We start from the raw sequence: 16,638 nt of genomic DNA, 5'->3' as shown, positions 1-16,638 counted from the left end.
TTTAATTTAAGTGGAAAATAAGTATTATAATTTTGATCCATCCGTCGATATGGATAAGCGCACGAACTTAGAAATTGAATTACTATTAGAAGCGGTATTTAAACTATCTGGCTTCGATTTCCGCCAATATGCTCGCACATCTATTTATAGAAGAATTTGTAATCGAATGCAGCTCTCTAATATACCAACCATTTCAAAATTAATTGAAAAAGTAATTCATGAGGAAGGCTTTTTAGAACAGGTATTAAATGATTTCTCCATTAACGTAACTGAAATGTTCCGTAACCCTAACTTTTTTAAAGCGCTAAGAGAGCATGTCATTCCTGAATTAAAAAAGTATCCTGAAATTAGAATTTGGCATGCTGGATGCGCAACTGGTGAAGAAGTATTATCAATGTCCATCTTACTTCACGAAGAAGGATTAAGTGAAAAAGCTGTTATTTACGCAACAGATATGAATACAAATGTGTTAGAAAAAGCAAAACAAGGCATCCTTCCGTTAAATAAAATGCAAACTTATACGAAAAACTATTTACAAGCTGGCGGTACACAAGCATTTTCTAACTACTATTCAACAGATAATCGTTTTGCTTATTTTAATCCATCTCTTTTACAAAACATTATCTTTGCGCAACATAATTTAGTAACTGATCAATCTTTTAACGAATTTCATATTATACTTTGCCGTAACGTTTTAATTTACTTTACAGGTAAACTTCAAAACCAAGTACAGCAACTATTTTATGAAAGTTTAGGCCACAATGGATTCCTATGTTTAGGAAATAAAGAAACTCTTCGTTTTTCACATATAATGCCGTATTATATCCAGTTTAATCCGAACGAACAAATCTATCAAAAAATACAATAAAAGCGTATGAAATCCTCTGTTTGGATTTCATACGCTTTTTATTTCGCATTCGTTTGTATCATAATTAGGCACATATCATCTGATTGTTCTTTCTTCTGTTCTTCCTTATAAAACCCTTCTATCTCTTCTTCTAAATCTCCCCATTTTCTTTCTGTAAAAGCACGTAATTTCTCTTCAGACTCAAATTCATCATTTGCAATTGCTTCAAGAACACCATCTGTAAACAATACGATTTGAGCGTTCTTCTCAAAAGGTATAACTGTCTTTTTAACTTTTATTTCATCAAAAAATCCTACCGCGCAACTCCCGCGATTTAGTTCCACTACATTCGCTTCATCCACTAAAACGTATCCAGAAGGATGTCCTGCATTTACATATTCAATCGTTCTCTTTTCTGTATCCACTACTAAGTATATTGTTGTAAAATAATATGGAATATTGTCATTCTCATTATGTAAAAGAGTCATATATTTATTTAAGTCTTTAATGACGAGTTCTGGATCAATTAAACATTTAATCGTTTCACGTAATACAGACGAAATAAACATACAAACTAATGAAGCAGATATACCATGTCCCATCACATCCAATAATATAATACCGTAGCGGTTTTCATCGATTTTATACCAATAATACATATCTCCAGCTAGTTTGAATGAAGGTAAATAGCTTGCTTCAATTTTTATATGATCTTCTTTTAATGGGCTACTTAATAAGTTTCTTTGTACTTGTGTAGCTAAATCCAATTCATTACGAAGGTTTTCTTCTTGTTCTTTATGCCAATTTAATTCCGATTTCAAGCGTAATGCTACACGCATACGCGCTAACAATTCAACTTTATTTATCGGTTTCGTAATATAATCCATTGCGCCTATATCAAGCGCTTCAGCTAATTTATTCGCATCTTCTAAAGCTGTTACAAAAATAATAGGAATATCTTTACACTTCTCCTCATTTTGTAATCGCCTACAAACTTCAAGTCCATCAATTTCAGGCATCATAATATCTAATAGTATTAAATCAATTTCATTATGCCTGGAAGAATCTTTTCCAAATTGAATGTATTCGAAAAGCTCTTGTGCAGAATTAAGCGATACAAGATCCTGATATCCGGCTTGTTTTAAAATTTTTTCAATTACAAAGATGTTAACCGGATTATCATCGACAATTAAAATGGACACAAGTTATTTCCCCTTTTCTTATTTAAAATGTAAATCGATTATCATTTTCTATTTTTCTAGTATTACATACTCAGTTACAAAATGAAAATTTCCTACTCAAACATATTTATACAGCAAAAGAACAAACCCCCTAGAAATGAGAGTTTGTTCTTTCACTCTATAAATTTCCACTTTTAATTTAACACCATTGCTTTATCACTTAAAAGACGATCTAACTCTTCCATATGATTTGTTTCATCTGCGATCATATCTTCTAACTTTACAACTAACTCTGTCATATTTAATTTCGCTGCCTGTTCTTTTCTCTTTTCATAACGCTTAATTGTTTCATATTCTGACTTCCTAGCTTCTTCTAACATTTCTCTAACATCTTCTACTTGTTTCACTGGTAAAGGAATCGTAGTAGGTGTACCACCTAACGTCTTAATTTTCTCCGCTAAATATAGGGCATGTCCTTGTTCATCACTAATTTCAGATTCAAAGAAAGGTTTTAACACTTGTCTATATATACCAGAAACTGTAGCAGCATTATGGTTATACATAATAATTGCCGAGTATTCTCCTGCTAAATCTTCATTCAATCCTTCGATTAGTTCTTTCACATCGTGTGACATTTTTATATCTCCTCCTATACTTAATAACTACCCCTTTTCTCATGTTTTAAACATAATTCTTTTAAATTTTTATGTATCTAAAAACGCCGCTTGCTTCAATTTACTTATCGCTTGTCTTTTAATACGAGAAACATGCATTTGTGAAATACCTAACCGTTCCCCTGTATCCTTTTGATTTAAATTCTCTTCAAATATATAATGAATAACACTCTTTTCCGTCTCATTTAATACGTTAAAAATATCCTTTAAAACGAGACGCCTTTCTGTCTCTTCATATCCTTGCTCTACTTCACCTACAGATTCAATTCTCGCTACCGAACTGCCATCAGATGAATTTTCAACTACATCGTCTAAGGAAGATACTCGATAATTATTTTTCGCATCCATAATTTCTAGCACTTCCTCTTCGGATAGTTCTAAATGATCCGCAATCTCTATAATCTTCGGTGAACGTTGCAGTTGATCTGTTAGCTCCTCTATCGCAAGTTTAATTTTCCCGCCTAAATCTTTAATTCGCCTTGGAACATGAATACCCCAAGTTTTATCACGTAAATACTTCTTTATTTCGCCTACTATCGTAGGTATTGCAAACGGCTCAAAAGCATTCCCTATCGAGTAATCATACCTTCTTATTGCGCCTAAGAGCCCTAACATTCCTACTTGTATAATATCCTCATGCATCGGCCCACCTTTTGAATAACGATATGCAATGGAATGTACGAGGTTTTTATAGTGATTCACTAATCTTTCCTGTGCTTCATCACATTGGTTTTGTTGGAAGTCTATAATTAGTTTAATAACGTCTTCTTTAGCAAGATTTGTAGGTTGAGATTGGATTTCCATCATTCTCCACCTGCTCTCTTTGTATATATTTTGTCATTAAAACTGTCATGCCCTCATCATGCATAATTTGTATATCATCCATTAACGTATTGATTAAATATAAACCTAAACCATTTTCTGGCAAATGTTCTACTGGTTTACTAATATCATACGGACCAACTTCCCTTTTTAAGGTGCTAAAATCAAAGCTAACCCCATTATCAGCAACCATAATTTCTAATCGATCTTCATATAGCCCAAAGACAATTGCAATTTCTCCAACGTCTTCTTTGTATGCATGTTGTACAATATTTGTACATGCTTCACTAATAGCAATTTTCATATCTTCTATATCGTCATAAGCAAAGCCCATTCGATTCGCAACACCAGCCATTGTTAAACGAATAATAGCCACATATTCTGCTTTTGCAGGAATTTTCATTTCTATCTTTTCAAATCTCTCCATCATCCCTAGTCACCTTCTTTCTACTTTTTCAAAATCGGAATTCAAATTTAATATTTCTGTTAACCCTGTAATATCAAATAATCTTTTTAACCTTTTAGATACACCAATAAACTCTAGCTTTCCATCATTTTTCTTAATTGCTTTTAATAGAGCTATAAATACGCCTAAGCCTGTACTATCCATATACTCTACCTCAGTAAAATCTACTACAATATGAACCTCTTTTTCGCTTGCAATAGGCATAATCTTATTTTTTAAATCTGATGCCGTATACGCATCAATCTCACCATTAAGTTGTACCGTATAACCTACATCATTTTGCAAAATATGAATTTCCAAATTCATCATTTCCGCCCCCTTATCTCAAACTACTACTATGTTAATTACCCATAAAAATTAGTTTTAAACATATTTTTTCATTTTCATTATAAATAAATTTTCTACACCTTTCTCAGCTTAACACTTAAATCGTACTAATAAATGTTTAAAACTTATAATTTTGTGTATGTATAATGTATAAACATTATTTTTAGGGGGATCTATCTATGGAAGAGCACAACTTTAAAAGGGGAGATTTTGTTCAATTTTCTTATCGACACGATCATGCTACAAAATTAGTTGGTTCCATTATTAACATACTGACGAATACAATTGTAGTTGATATAGGTAATAGCGATGACTTATCTCATATAGAACCAAGGCAGGTCGTAAAAATAAATAATTGTGAAAAGGTAACGATGGTTTAATACATAATAGAAAGTGTAATTTTAATGAGTGGGGGGTCTTCATCCTCCACTCATTCCTATGCAGATTACATTAAAAAAGCATCCAAACTTTTAATTGGATGCTTTTTTATGTATATTTATCAGTTTATTAACTTTATAGCTACATATAATAAACTTAAGATTACTATTCATTATAATACTTACGCTTTCCGTAGCATTCTAGAAAAGAATGTAACGATTAAAATAAAGACGATTGCACCTAATAAAGCTGGAAGAATAAAGATGCCTCCCCATTCAGGACCCCAATGACCAAATAACGCACTACCTACCCAAGATCCGATTAATCCGGCAATAATATTACCAACTATACCTAAAGGAAAGTCTTTTCCTGTAATCATTCCAGCTAACGCACCAATAAGTCCACCTACAATACACGTAATAATAAGTCCCACAATTAAACCTCCTATATTCGTTTTATATTGGATTTATCAAGCTTTGGTATGTAACCAAAGCTTGATAAACATGTATTATTCTTTATTATCCAACCCATCACTTATCTTTTGTTTCACTTTTCCGACTTTTTCTTTTATCGTTCCTTTCGTCTTCTCCCACTTTCCTTCATTTTTCAACTCTCTATCTTCTGTAACTTCACCAATTCCTTCTTTTACTTGGCCCTTTTTCTTTTCAACTTTACCTTTAACTTGTTCCTTTAGCCCGTTCTCACTCATATTTACAATCTCCTTTTCGTAATAGATTTATAGATTTACAGGATACAACTTTAAATAGAATACATGCATCTTCTTTCTTGTAACCATTCACCGACTCTTTCTAAATCCTTAACGAATAACAAGATTTTTCCTTCATCCAGCTTTTCTTCGTAGAAGTTCGCTTCTTCCTCATTAAGCCCTAACTCTTGCATCTTATTTCTTAACTGATCTCCCGTGTTTTGAAAGACGTTAATAATGCTTGTCCCAAGTCCTTCCTCTTTTATCCCAATTGTATTCACGTCTGCATTGTCTGCAATTCTATCTGTCCTCTCTTTCTCATGTGTTAATACGTAAATATCTTTTTGGTCTATCCCTTTCTTCACTAGATCATTCGCCGCATTCATGACCTCTTTCTCCGTAATAAATTCATATACAAAAGGTTTACTATACTTCGTTTCCATCTTTAACTTCCTCCTTTAAAATGAATTATTTGTTATATTATATGTAGTACACCCATTTTCGAAATGTTAAACATAAAATATGAAAAAAGTTATATGAATTTTTTCTATCCTAAAACTAGTAGAATAAATCTACTTACAATAACTACCTTAAATAACAGAAAATTTTTATAATTAATCATAAGGAGGGATACTATGAAAAAAATCATATCTATATGCGCTCTAACCGCTCTATCTTTCACTTTAATAGGCTGTGCAAGTACCTCAGCTACAGACAACGCTCCACAAGCTAAGCAAGAACATACACAAAATACCTTTCAATTAAACTCCGCAAATATTACAGATATCGAAATACTTCGGACAACCGATAACACTACTTCTAAATCTCAAACAGACAACGAAGAAATGATATACTCTATCGTTTCAGCAGTTCAAAGCGGAACTCCTAAAGCAATTACACTAGATCGAAAAAGCCAGAGTCTGCGCATTCTACTATAACCGTTACATATAAAGATGACGCAAAAGAAGAGTTTTTTGTGTGGGTTGATAATAAAGAGCAAATTACGATTGCTAAAGATAAGAAGAAAGATAAGGTTGAAGGTGTAGCAGTGAACATTAGAGATGCGAAAATGATGAAGGATTTCTTTTAAAATTCTAATATAATTGATGTTAAAAAGAGTAGGATTACATCCTACTCTTTTTAACATTGTCCAATAAATAAACTTTCATAAAATCTATTTAAGATCTAATTTTGCTAAATCATGTTGTAAAACATTATTTCCTTCTTGTGGGTTAAATACTATTGCACTAAGACCAAAAACATTCGTAACAACATCTCTATCTTTCGAACGAATGATTCTTACTTCATAAGCAAAAACTCCTGAAGGAAGAGCTGCTGAACGAAAAGTAACATATCGATTAGGTGCCAATGTTTGTGTTGAAGGGTCTACTAATGGTAACAATACCGGAGAACCCGATGACCAATCAAACATTTCAACAGTTACTGTATGAGTATCATCTGGATCAACATTCATAGCTTCCACAGTAAGAAACAACGTAGCGGAATGTCTACGTAATACACCCGTTGACAAAGTTTCATTGTGATGTTTATGACATTTTTCAGGAGGATGACCATAGCCATAACTCATATCAATCCCCCCCCTTTCATTTACAATTAAGGACAAGTATTCCTTATAATATATAATGCTAGTATTATTTTAATGAAAGGTATAAAAGCGGATTTCCATCTGTATTTTTGGATATTTTGTTTTTCATTTATTCCCTCTTAAAGAATAATATAGATTCTCCTATTTTGCCCTTGAACTCCTTCTAAGAATAAATCTATTTTGGAAAGGACCTGCTCCATTCATTTGTAAAAGCATAAAGTAAATTGAATCCGTTAAAACACATGAGTGAACTCTTGGTTTTCCTCTCCTATTAAAAGGAGGAACTATTATGGGCTTTGGTGGTAGTTGTGGCGGCTGTGGCTTCGCTGGAGGATTTGCTTTATTAGTTGTATTGTTTATTTTATTAATCATCGTTGGAGCTGCTTGCTTCTGCTAAAAAACTATCGGAAAGACACTCATGTGAGTGTCTTTTCTTCATATGTAAAAAAAGCCCGCCTATTTCCGTAGGCGGGCCTTATCTTTATTACACAATAAGAAAGTATACTCTCTTTTCCCTTGATTTTTTATGTAATTATACATATTCATGAAAATAGAAGAAGTAAAATTGTCATTACAACATATTTTCCACTTTCAACCTAGTTATCAGTAGAATGTTTCTCTATAAAATCAAGAATTCTAGCATTAACTTCGTTAGAGAACTCACCATTAATTGCGTGAGATGCATTTTTCCAGTTCACTATATCTATATCTTTAACGTATTTTTTTCCAGTTTCAACTGCTTTTACCGAATTGTGCATTGTACTTTTTTCAGCCATTAAGGCAAGCACTGGAACATTGATATTTTTTAAGCCTTCTTTACTAAATAAATCAGGCGCTGGTGTTTTCAATTTATAGTTACGCATGCCCGACTCGATTAACTTAGCGATCGGCTCATCATCATTTGTTTCTGCTCCTCCAGAAACATAGCTTAACATCTTTTCTCTTAAAAACTTAGGTACAATAGGAACGGAAGCTGGAATAGATGCCAGAATCATCTTTATGGATATTTGTGCAAATACAAAGACTGGGTCCAATAAACTAGCCGTCGCAATATGCTTAGGGTTATATCTGGCCAAATTCATGGCTGTCCAACCTCCAATAGAGACACCCACGATATGCACTTTTTTTAAACCTAATCCTTCAATTACTTCATCTAACCATTCTGCTTGTTGTTTTTGGTTTTCAATCACCTTCGTTTGCACGCTCATTCCAGGTTCACCAAGTAAATCGATTGTGTAAACAGGCCTTTTCTCCCTTAACCCTTCTAAATTCGGTACCCACATTGGAGTAGATGCACCACGTCCAGGGAGTAAGAGTATTGGTTCCTTATGTTTATTTTCCTCTTTAGTAAAGTAATACGTACGAATTGTGCCAAATGTAGTTTCTATATCTTTCATATCGTTAGGTGTTGGAAGAAGTGCCATTGATTCATCGTAGGCAATTTGAAAGTCTTCTTTTCCTTTTTCAGATATAAAGTGACCAACCTTATTATCCTCTCTCTTCATTTGAATCCCTCCTTTCTACAAATATATGGATAAACTTTATTTATATATTCATGGGAATCATCCATTGAAAATTTATCTTCTTTAAGCCAAAACTGTCATTTAGAAAAAAGAAAAAGACACCCTAAGGTGCCTTTCTCTGACTTGAACCATCTTAATTTTAATAATATGTATTGGACTCCCAAGCAAATACCATATTGCAGGGTAAAAGCATTGTACTTCTTATTGGTATGCAATTCAGTTTTATTTCTATAACCCTCCATGTTTCCACTCTTTATTATGAACATCTAACCCCTCTTGACCAAAGAAATGGAGAATAAATTCTTTTTCATCACTATTCGTTTTTTTAGCTAGTTTAGCTCCCTCCATACTTTGCTTTTTTCCAGAGCGTAAATAATGAATTTCACTATAGTCTTCAACTGCAGATTCGAAATCTCCACCGTACCATTTGTTCAAAATAGATTCATATCTTTTTCTTTCATCATTATTGATAACATTTAAGTTGTTTTTTAGGTACTGAATGTTTGCTTTCGTCATTTGAAATCGCCCTACATCACGGGTACCAGAAACATGAAGATTCTTCCCATTGAATGTGAGTTTTTGGAGAGACATATGTATCATCATGTCATTTATAGTTTGCTCGTTTTTAATTTCTCCAATCATCTGTGCCGCTTTAGATAATTGCTCTTCACTTACTACGTAACTATCTTTTTGTTGCTTTTGATTAGTTTGAACTTTTTCTTCTTGTTTAGGCTTTGCTTCAGTTGCAGTCTTCTCATTTGTGCTACAAGCAGCCATGCTCACAAGTAATGTACTGCATGCTAATGATGTAAGTAATTTTCGTTTCATATTGTATGCCTCCGGTATGTACTAGTTATTTCAGCAAAAATGTAAGATTTCTCACCTCATGGTAGCAAACAAGTCATTTATACATTGTCATATTTTGTCGGATGAAAATAAAAAAAGCCCCCTCAAAACGCCAGCTTTAAGGAGATACTTTCTATCATCTTCTCTCTTCATACAACCGATTTGCTTTATACGAGCAAACTAAATACATAACAATTGCAGCAGGGATAAACAAACATGCAAAGCCTCTCATCAGTGCAAGTGGTGTTTCAAATAAGAATGACCATAGAAATGATATACCTTGCTTATCCCATAGTCCTGGCGTAAAATATAGTTCTTTTGGATTTGCAAGTGCTCCTAAATGAATCGTGTCATTAAACATAAATAGAATTAATATCGGAATAGAGCATATAGCTAATTCTAAAAATGTTTTAGATAGACGTTTATATTTCCCTGCTCGTGACATTTGATCTGAAAAAATGTCATCTTCACTTTCTTCATTTATCTTTTTAAAATAGTACGTACCTGACCACCGATTACCGGCTATATGCTCCCAGCCACTATCTTCAAATAATGTGCAGTAATTAATAAATTCACTTTTTCTACTAAATACTCTATGGTCTATTTTAATTGTCGCATCTTCCGGCTCTGTATATCTAAATGTATAACCAAATGTATTGCTTTCTAGTTGATAGCCTTTCCAAGCCATCTCTTCTAACCATTTTTCCTCTTTCTCAAAGTCTAAAAAGAATTTCAATCTCCACATCATTGTTTCCCCCTAACTATACGTGTAATAAACTCTTTGTAACCTCAATAATGTGTTGCATTCTCATAAAGTCTAAGTGCAATACTTCTTTCCCACGTTCCGTAATGACATACACTTTTCTTCGTTTATCTTCACTTTTCACCGATTCTATTAACCCTTGTTTTAATAAATTTTCAACCGCACCATACAATGTACCCGCTGCGATTTTTACTTGATGATTACTCAGTTCCTCCACCTTTTGCATAATTAAATATCCATGAGCTGGCTCTAATAAAGCTAAAAGAACGTAATATGTTGTTTCCGTTAATGGTAAATTTTTATCTCTATTCATAAAGACCTCCAATGTAACGATAAATATATAGCTAAACTATATAGTTCAACTGTATAGTTTAATTTTATACAGTTGAACTGTATATGTCAAATTAAGTTAAAAAAAAGCAACCTAGATCCAACATGGAATCTAGGTTGCTTTTTTACATAAACGTAATCGTCACTAAAGAATATCCCTCTTTCGCATTATACGGCTCAGCTTTATAAGAAACACGGTTCGCCCCTTGCGGATAACCGATTTCTCCAATTACTTTTTTCACATCTTGCAATGCGCCATCCATTGATTGTTTATAAAGGATTTCAATCTTTGGTGACTTTTCGTTATAACGTTTCTGCATTTTATTTTTGAATTCATTATAGTTATTTGCAATGTATTCATTTCCTAAATAATTTAACTTTGTATCTTTTAATATTTGCTGATATGCAGGGTTTTTCGTACTACCTGCCGCAATTTTATTTGTTAATGTACTATAATAATTTGTTGTAGCTTGCGGATAGTCACTTCTGTTCCACTCATGATTTCTTGCGATTTGCTCATCTGATAAGTTGAAATAGGAATACGTAACGCGGCCTTGTTCATCTGGCACTGGATCATCGAATGTTGTATCAAGGTGATACCATTTGTTTTCGATTTTCACTAAATTCCAAGCATGAGGCTGACCGTCCCCAGTTCCTACTACAAAATGATTCTCAATTCCAGCTTCTTTTAATAATTGATAGGTTAATAGTGCATAACCTTGGCAAACTGCAGAACGATTTACGAGTGCTTCATATGCTGTGTAAGCTTTATAAGACGTATCGTAAGAAATATGCTTTACGACATAATCATGAATCGCCTTCACTTTTTCGTGATCATCCATTCCAACTTGCGTAATAGAAGAAACAATTGCCTTTGCTTGCTTCATTACATATTCCGTTTGTTCTTTCGTTTCACGATATGTAATCTTTAACGTAAACGTATAATTTCCAGGTGATCCAGAAATTCCATATGAAACATTCGATCTATTATAATTTGTATACTCATTTTTACTTGCGACTTCTTTATAGGCGTTGAAAAGTGTCTTCATTACTTCTTCCTGATTACCATTTTTCGTTTTATATGGAAGTGTAATATTCGTTTCGTACGCATTAATACGCTTTTGCACTTCATCTTTAAATGCTGCTAATAATGCCGCATCCCCTGTATCTCGCAACGCAACTTGTTCTCTCGTCACAACATCACCAAAACCAAACTTTCCATCTCCATAGCCAGAAATAATGTTTTTACTCGCTAAATCTTTAATCGCTGGATACGACCAATGCGATGTAGGCACATCAGAAAAAATACCCGCCTCAGCAGCCTTCACATCACTGCCGTTTGTATACAATAAAGCACCACCAATAAGTGATAATGATGTAATTGATTTTAATAGTTTTGTGTACATAATTCCTTCTCCCAATACGTTCTCTATTTTATATTTTGTCGAAAAATCTAAAAATATGACAAAATATATTATACAATTAAAAGGTTTTGAGGGATATATTGAATTTTAAAATATGCAAAAATTCATATTAATATATTTTTCCGTGTTAATATTATGTTGTTTTATTTATGAATATGGATAGGTAGTAACTCGTTATAACTCCCCTCATGGTAATCTCTAATTTTATATTGAAATTCTTTAAAATAATTCTTCTTTATTTCTCAATATAAGGATCGATGGATTTCTATTAACATTCCTGTACTATTATTATCAAAGAGTAAGGTAAGAGTTACTCTTTGCCATTTTAGAAGAGGTTCTGTTGGAGACAACAGAACCTTTTTTCATATAGAGGTAGTTTTATTAAATTTTTCACCACTAACTATAAAAAAACATCTTATAATCATAATGTAACAAATTGATGCATTTAGGGTAGATCAACTGCCAGTTACACTAGAACTTATTCTTTTCATTCTTATAGTAATCAGTGCTGTTGGCTACTTAATAAAAGAATACCGACTATCATAATCTAATTTATAAAACATGAATTCCTTCGAATAAAACTCAATATTATGTCCATAATGTTGATAGGCTGTATGCCAACATTCATTTAGTTTTCTCTGTATCTCCTTGTATTGAGCAGTTAGCCATTGCTAGCTGCTCTTTTATATGTAACCTTATTAGACAAGTTTTCATATAATGTAGTCATTCCTTTCTTATAAAGTGAAACTTTAATCATTGAGGGTTTTGTTCATCCCCCAATGATTATCAGTCCTCACCAATAGGGCTTTTACGGGCAGCCCGCCCCCTACCTAACTTCTTTGCTTCCGTTGAATGTTAAGGTGGAGGTCTTACTGCCCGCAAATAGCGGGATAAATTAAACCCGTCACTTGAATTATAAAAATTGAATTATATCCTATAACATTTTCAGGAATCATCCATATTTTATTTCTAAAAAATTGCTTTGTTTCACTGAAAGGTGGTTGCGGAAACAACCGCCTTTTTATTTATGGCAACATAAGATTTCTATTAAGCCTCATTACAAAGTATGTTATTACTGGTACAAGCTGGTATAATAAATACAGATCAAACATTGAAAGGAAATATGACAATGAAAAGATATTTTAACTTCATTTCACTTTTCTTAACTGTACTCGTAATAATTAATCTTACAAATATACATACGAAGTACCAATTCTTTATAGGTGCATCTATAGCATTATGTTTAACTATTATTTCTACAAATGAAATTATAAAATTCCTTGCTACTAGTAGCTTATTAGTTTACGCATTTGCCGCTTTTACTCTTTTAAGTATTGCTTGCTAACTTTCAATGTCGCTTTTATTAAAATAGCGTTTTTATGTAATTCTAATATTGAGGCACATACGACTTTTTTGTTTATGGGTTCTTACGTAATAGTAAGAACCCTTTTTTATTCCAATCACGATTTGTTCATTTTTTTGATACATTTATGGAACATTCATACGTTACGTGGGATAAATCCTTTTGACAGAATGAATAATGAGCTATATCTTTTTCTCAATGAATTTATGTATTTAACATGATAAAATAATAGTTGGATGGGAGTCCAATACATATTATTAAAATTAAGATGGTTCAAGTCGCAGGAAGGCACCTTTGGGTGTCTTTTTTGTACATATTAAAATCCTCACCACCTTATGAAAACGGTAAGCCCTTTACAACAAACAATAATTGCAACTACATTATTTTTACATTACATTAAGGTAAAGGAATATTTCTTTACAAATAAAGTGCTAGATAGTAGGTGGAAAAATGGAATTTAACGATTTGGGTATTATCATTAAAGAACTTAGAATAAAAAAAAATATATCACAATCCGAATTATGTCATGGAATATGTTCACAAAGTCAAATTAGCAAGATTGAAAAAGGTATGATTTATCCATCTAGTATATTGTTATATCAATTATCAGAAAGACTTGGTATTGATCCAAATAATATATTTGCACTAACTCAAAACAAAAGATTAAAATATGTAGAAAACGTAAAATACGTAATAAAAGACTGCTTAAAGCAAAAACAATATAAAGAACTTTATGAAATAGTAAAAAAAGAAAAAAACTTAAATAATTTTCAAACAAAAGAAGAGAAACAGTTTCTAATATGGCACGAAGCAATTGCTATATTTATGGTGGATAGATCAATAAAAACTGCTTTAGATCTTTTAAATAATGCATTAAAACTGACTTTAACTAATTCTGATTTTTTATCAGAAAGAGAAATAGATATTATGCAAACAATGGCTATATTTTATGCAGAAAATAAAAATTATGAAAAAGGTATTAATATATTAAAAAGATGTTTAACTAATTTTAATAAGTTAGATTTTCCTAGAGATAAAGAAATTAAATTAAAAATCATGTTAAATTTAGCAAAATGTTTAGACTCCATATATCAACATGAAGAGGCAATAAAATACCTTGATAAGGGTATAAAATTAGCAATTAATTTAAATACTTTATACCTATTAGGTGAACTATTCTATTTAAAAGGTCAATATTTATTAAAGATTAAACAACATAATGTAGAAGAGGTTGTTTATAACTGGAAAAAAGCATTATTTATATTTGAACTAACAGAAAAAGAATATTATACAAAAATGCTACCAGATGAACTGATTGAAATACAAAATAAAAAACAATCATAATTTCGTAAAAGTTACTTACAAAAGTCGAAGGAAGGCACCTTTAGGTGTCTTTTTTTGTGGAGAATCAGTTTAAAAACTAAAAGAACCTCAATAAATGAGGTTCAAAGAATCTACTATTTTAAATTACCTTCGTAAAAAGCAACTCCATTTTGAACATGTTTTAAATACCACGTAATCGTCCCGCCACAAACATTTTCAGTAAAACTATTAGCATATACTCCATTTGAGTAATAAAGAGTTCTTTTGAATTTACCATTAGAATACTCATAAGGAATTGAGCATGTTGCTTGCTTCGGAGAGCTCACAGCTTTTTGCGTATCAGCTGAAGCTGCCCCAATTCCTCCTGTTAATACAATACCAGTTGCCAATAGTCCTACTACTAATTTCTTGAACATAATAAATCCCCCTTTAATAGTTTTTATAACTTACAACTTAAATGTATCACTTTTGTAATTTATGTAAATATCTTGAATATGTAGAAATATTTATTTAATTTTTGGTAATATTAGGATTTTATTTTATCAAATGAAAAATAGAGGAGTTAGAAAATTATGTAACAATGCATAATAAATCAATCAGATATTATGATATACTCACAAAGAACTGATACAAAATTTCTTTAGATTGGAAAACTAAAGTCTTATCTACCTAACAGGAAGGCGCCTAATGGCGTCTTTTCTTTATTTTCAAAAGGACCTGCTCCATTCATTCTTTAAAACATAAAGTAAAGTGAACCCATTAAGATCCATGGAATGAACCCTAGTTTTACCCTCTTATCTAAAGGAGGCACTATTGTTATGGGATATGGTGGTAGTTGCGGCGAGGGCTGCGGTTTCGCTGGAGGATTTGCTTTATTAGTTGTATTATTTATTCTATTAATCATTATCGGATGCAGTTGTTTCTGCTAAAAAACTATTAGAAAAGGTACCTATACTATATATAGGTACCTTTTCTTTATGTGCCTTATTCATTATCTGGTTCCAAACTTTTATCACGATTGGATTTGTTTTTTTCATTTTTCGCATTCGTCATACCTCAAATATGAATCGATTTCAGACATGAGCTTTTAACTAAAAGAATTTTGGGCCACTTTTTCCCACAAAGGAAATATCTTTTTTGAAAAACTCTATTATTTTTAATAAAAAATAAGTTCATATAGATGCTATTTATAAAATCCAAGAATAGATAATAGTATAAAAAAACACCATTCCTCATAACCTATAAATGGAGTACCGCCACATCACCATCAAGTTAAGAAATTCATTGTACCCCCGAAATGAAAAAAGATGAAAAAATAATAAAAAGCTTATCATTAATTGCTAAAAGATAAGCTTCTTTGTCTATACTTATTAAATTTTATTGGATTTCTTCCATGCTAATACTGTAATAAGATATTGAACACCAAATAGGACGGCGAAAAGTATAATGAACCTCGCTATTACTGATAACCATCCAACGAAATCTTCAGGTAAGTTATATTTGTATGTGGTAGCACCTATTGCGACAAAACAAAAAATAAAGGTATTACTCATTTTTTCTTTTAATTTTCCATTTAATTGTTCTTTATTATTAATATCTGTTTCATAAACACCAGTCAGAATAGATTTAATAAAAAAGAATATCATATAAAAAATTATAATGGCTAATAAGGCAGCCCATTCTAGAAATGGACGGTGTAGATATGCTCCTCTTATTATAACATCAACAAAAGCTATAAGTAGGACAACAATTCCAGATTGAGCCCAAATTTTCATTTCGATTTGTTGAATTCTTTCATCTGAGTGCGTACTGAGTGAAAACCATTTTTTTAGTTTTTCCATTTTAAAGTTCCTCTCAAAATAATTTATCTAAGATTTTATTTAATATTTTAGCTATATGAATACAAAGTTTTAAAGAAGGGTTATGTTTATTACTTTCAATAAGACTAATGGTTTGTCGTGTAACGTTTACAATATCGGCTAGCTCTTGTTGGGTCAGACCTTTTTCTACTCTTGCAATTTTCATTTTACTTACAGACATTAAATACACCTCATTTGTA

General features: G+C 31.9%; 23 protein-coding genes and 1 pseudogene. 7 read left to right on the top strand and 17 right to left on the bottom strand.

Annotated elements, in window-relative coordinates; all coding sequences use genetic code 11:
• Positions 1–10 precede the first annotated feature (10 nt).
• Entirely contained in the window at positions 11–868 is an 858-nt protein-coding gene (locus DN389_RS21755; RefSeq protein WP_000429032.1) for a CheR family methyltransferase, read from the top strand.
• 38 nt (positions 869–906) lie between these two features.
• Here DN389_RS21755 and DN389_RS21750 read toward each other — a convergent pair whose 3' ends face one another.
• From DN389_RS21750 to DN389_RS21730, 5 genes are all read right to left on the bottom strand, one after another.
• Positions 907–2,049: a fused response regulator/phosphatase gene (locus DN389_RS21750; protein WP_098802187.1), complete on the bottom strand. Its 1,143-nt coding sequence runs from the start codon at positions 2,047–2,049 to the stop codon at positions 907–909.
• Positions 2,050–2,222: 173 nt separating this feature from the next.
• Positions 2,223–2,663: a ferritin-like domain-containing protein gene (locus DN389_RS21745; RefSeq protein WP_000017748.1), complete on the bottom strand. Its 441-nt coding sequence runs from the start codon at positions 2,661–2,663 to the stop codon at positions 2,223–2,225.
• 69 nt (positions 2,664–2,732) lie between these two features.
• Positions 2,733–3,509, bottom strand: coding sequence for an RNA polymerase sigma factor SigB (gene sigB, locus DN389_RS21740; RefSeq protein WP_098802186.1), 777 nt, complete (start codon positions 3,507–3,509; stop codon positions 2,733–2,735).
• Positions 3,472–3,954, bottom strand: coding sequence for an anti-sigma B factor RsbW (gene rsbW / locus DN389_RS21735; protein WP_098802185.1), 483 nt, complete (start codon positions 3,952–3,954; stop codon positions 3,472–3,474). Before rsbW ends, sigB begins: the two co-directional genes overlap by 38 nt.
• 6 nt (positions 3,955–3,960) lie before the next feature.
• Complete coding sequence (locus DN389_RS21730) at positions 3,961–4,299, bottom strand: STAS domain-containing protein (RefSeq protein ID WP_140160348.1); 339 nt, start codon at positions 4,297–4,299, stop codon at positions 3,961–3,963.
• 197 nt (positions 4,300–4,496) lie between these two features.
• Here DN389_RS21730 and DN389_RS21725 point away from each other — a divergent pair, with 197 nt between their 5' ends.
• Positions 4,497–4,697 carry a methyltransferase gene (locus DN389_RS21725; RefSeq protein WP_098802184.1) on the top strand — a complete coding sequence of 67 codons (201 nt, stop codon included), beginning with the start codon at positions 4,497–4,499 and terminating at the stop codon, positions 4,695–4,697.
• A 179-nt stretch (positions 4,698–4,876) separates the two neighbouring features.
• Here the strand turns inward: DN389_RS21725 and DN389_RS21720 are convergent, their stop codons facing one another.
• The 3 genes from DN389_RS21720 to DN389_RS21710 all read right to left on the bottom strand — a co-directional run bounded on the left by DN389_RS21720 (position 4,877) and on the right by DN389_RS21710 (position 5,844).
• Positions 4,877–5,128 carry a GlsB/YeaQ/YmgE family stress response membrane protein gene (locus DN389_RS21720; RefSeq protein WP_000522901.1) on the bottom strand — a complete coding sequence of 84 codons (252 nt, stop codon included), beginning with the start codon at positions 5,126–5,128 and terminating at the stop codon, positions 4,877–4,879.
• A gap of 75 nt (positions 5,129–5,203) precedes the next feature.
• The gene (locus DN389_RS21715; protein WP_001293469.1) at positions 5,204–5,404 is read right to left on the bottom strand and encodes a CsbD family protein; all 201 of its coding nucleotides are present in this window, start codon (positions 5,402–5,404) and stop codon (positions 5,204–5,206) included.
• 50 nt (positions 5,405–5,454) lie between these two features.
• Positions 5,455–5,844, bottom strand: a complete 390-nt coding sequence (locus DN389_RS21710; RefSeq protein WP_000448812.1) for a YflT domain-containing protein — start codon at positions 5,842–5,844, stop codon at positions 5,455–5,457.
• Between the two features lie 192 nt (positions 5,845–6,036).
• Here DN389_RS21710 and DN389_RS21705 point away from each other — a divergent pair.
• A pseudogene (locus DN389_RS21705) lies at positions 6,037–6,491 on the top strand (hypothetical protein).
• Between the two features lie 84 nt (positions 6,492–6,575).
• Here the strand turns inward: DN389_RS21705 and DN389_RS21700 are convergent.
• Entirely contained in the window at positions 6,576–6,989 is a 414-nt protein-coding gene (locus tag DN389_RS21700) for a hypothetical protein (RefSeq protein WP_088610001.1), read from the bottom strand.
• 307 nt (positions 6,990–7,296) lie between these two features.
• On the opposite strand from DN389_RS21700, the gene DN389_RS21695 reads away from it, so the two are divergent.
• Entirely contained in the window at positions 7,297–7,404 is a 108-nt protein-coding gene (locus DN389_RS21695; protein ID WP_000505670.1) for a YjcZ family sporulation protein, read from the top strand.
• A 199-nt stretch (positions 7,405–7,603) separates the two neighbouring features.
• On the opposite strand, the gene DN389_RS21690 is transcribed toward DN389_RS21695, so the two are convergent.
• The 5 genes from DN389_RS21690 to DN389_RS21670 form a co-directional block, all read right to left on the bottom strand.
• Positions 7,604–8,512, bottom strand: coding sequence for an alpha/beta fold hydrolase (locus tag DN389_RS21690; protein WP_149237613.1), 909 nt, complete (start codon positions 8,510–8,512; stop codon positions 7,604–7,606).
• A 246-nt stretch (positions 8,513–8,758) separates the two neighbouring features.
• Complete coding sequence (locus DN389_RS21685) at positions 8,759–9,358, bottom strand: DUF6241 domain-containing protein (protein WP_149237612.1); 600 nt, start codon at positions 9,356–9,358, stop codon at positions 8,759–8,761.
• Positions 9,359–9,512: 154 nt separating this feature from the next.
• Entirely contained in the window at positions 9,513–10,124 is a 612-nt protein-coding gene (locus DN389_RS21680; RefSeq protein WP_088121478.1) for a DUF2812 domain-containing protein, read from the bottom strand.
• A gap of 13 nt (positions 10,125–10,137) precedes the next feature.
• Positions 10,138–10,452 (bottom strand): PadR family transcriptional regulator, encoded by a 315-nt coding sequence (locus DN389_RS21675; RefSeq protein WP_001078066.1) that lies wholly within the window; start codon positions 10,450–10,452, stop codon positions 10,138–10,140.
• A gap of 142 nt (positions 10,453–10,594) precedes the next feature.
• Positions 10,595–11,875, bottom strand: coding sequence for a transglutaminase domain-containing protein (locus DN389_RS21670; protein ID WP_149237611.1), 1,281 nt, complete (start codon positions 11,873–11,875; stop codon positions 10,595–10,597).
• Between the two features lie 1,147 nt (positions 11,876–13,022).
• Between DN389_RS21670 and DN389_RS29225 the strand changes: the two genes are divergently transcribed.
• Positions 13,023–13,238 (top strand): hypothetical protein, encoded by a 216-nt coding sequence (locus DN389_RS29225; protein ID WP_137014997.1) that lies wholly within the window; start codon positions 13,023–13,025, stop codon positions 13,236–13,238.
• A gap of 468 nt (positions 13,239–13,706) precedes the next feature.
• The gene (locus DN389_RS21660; protein WP_098802183.1) at positions 13,707–14,600 is read left to right on the top strand and encodes a helix-turn-helix domain-containing protein; all 894 of its coding nucleotides are present in this window, start codon (positions 13,707–13,709) and stop codon (positions 14,598–14,600) included.
• 113 nt (positions 14,601–14,713) lie between these two features.
• On the opposite strand, the gene DN389_RS21655 is transcribed toward DN389_RS21660, so the two are convergent.
• On the bottom strand, positions 14,714–14,995 hold the full coding sequence (locus tag DN389_RS21655; RefSeq protein ID WP_098802182.1) for an LCI fold-containing protein: 282 nt from the start codon (positions 14,993–14,995) through the stop codon (positions 14,714–14,716).
• Between the two features lie 402 nt (positions 14,996–15,397).
• Between DN389_RS21655 and DN389_RS21650 the strand changes: the two genes are divergently transcribed.
• The gene (locus DN389_RS21650) at positions 15,398–15,508 is read left to right on the top strand and encodes a YjcZ family sporulation protein (protein ID WP_000540371.1); all 111 of its coding nucleotides are present in this window, start codon (positions 15,398–15,400) and stop codon (positions 15,506–15,508) included.
• A gap of 441 nt (positions 15,509–15,949) precedes the next feature.
• Here DN389_RS21650 and DN389_RS21645 read toward each other — a convergent pair whose 3' ends face one another.
• Both DN389_RS21645 and DN389_RS28920 read right to left on the bottom strand, forming a co-directional pair.
• Entirely contained in the window at positions 15,950–16,420 is a 471-nt protein-coding gene (locus tag DN389_RS21645) for a DUF6773 family protein (protein ID WP_254981433.1), read from the bottom strand.
• A 13-nt stretch (positions 16,421–16,433) separates the two neighbouring features.
• Entirely contained in the window at positions 16,434–16,619 is a 186-nt protein-coding gene (locus tag DN389_RS28920) for a helix-turn-helix transcriptional regulator (RefSeq protein ID WP_254981434.1), read from the bottom strand.
• Positions 16,620–16,638 lie beyond the last annotated feature (19 nt).

The organism is Bacillus sp. AY3-1 (assembly GCF_008368785.1).
GTDB classification, from domain to species: Bacteria; Bacillota; Bacilli; order Bacillales; family Bacillaceae_G; genus Bacillus_A; species Bacillus_A wiedmannii.
The sequence above is the reverse complement of the archived record's forward strand: the minus strand, read 5'-3'. Positions and strand labels throughout refer to the sequence as shown.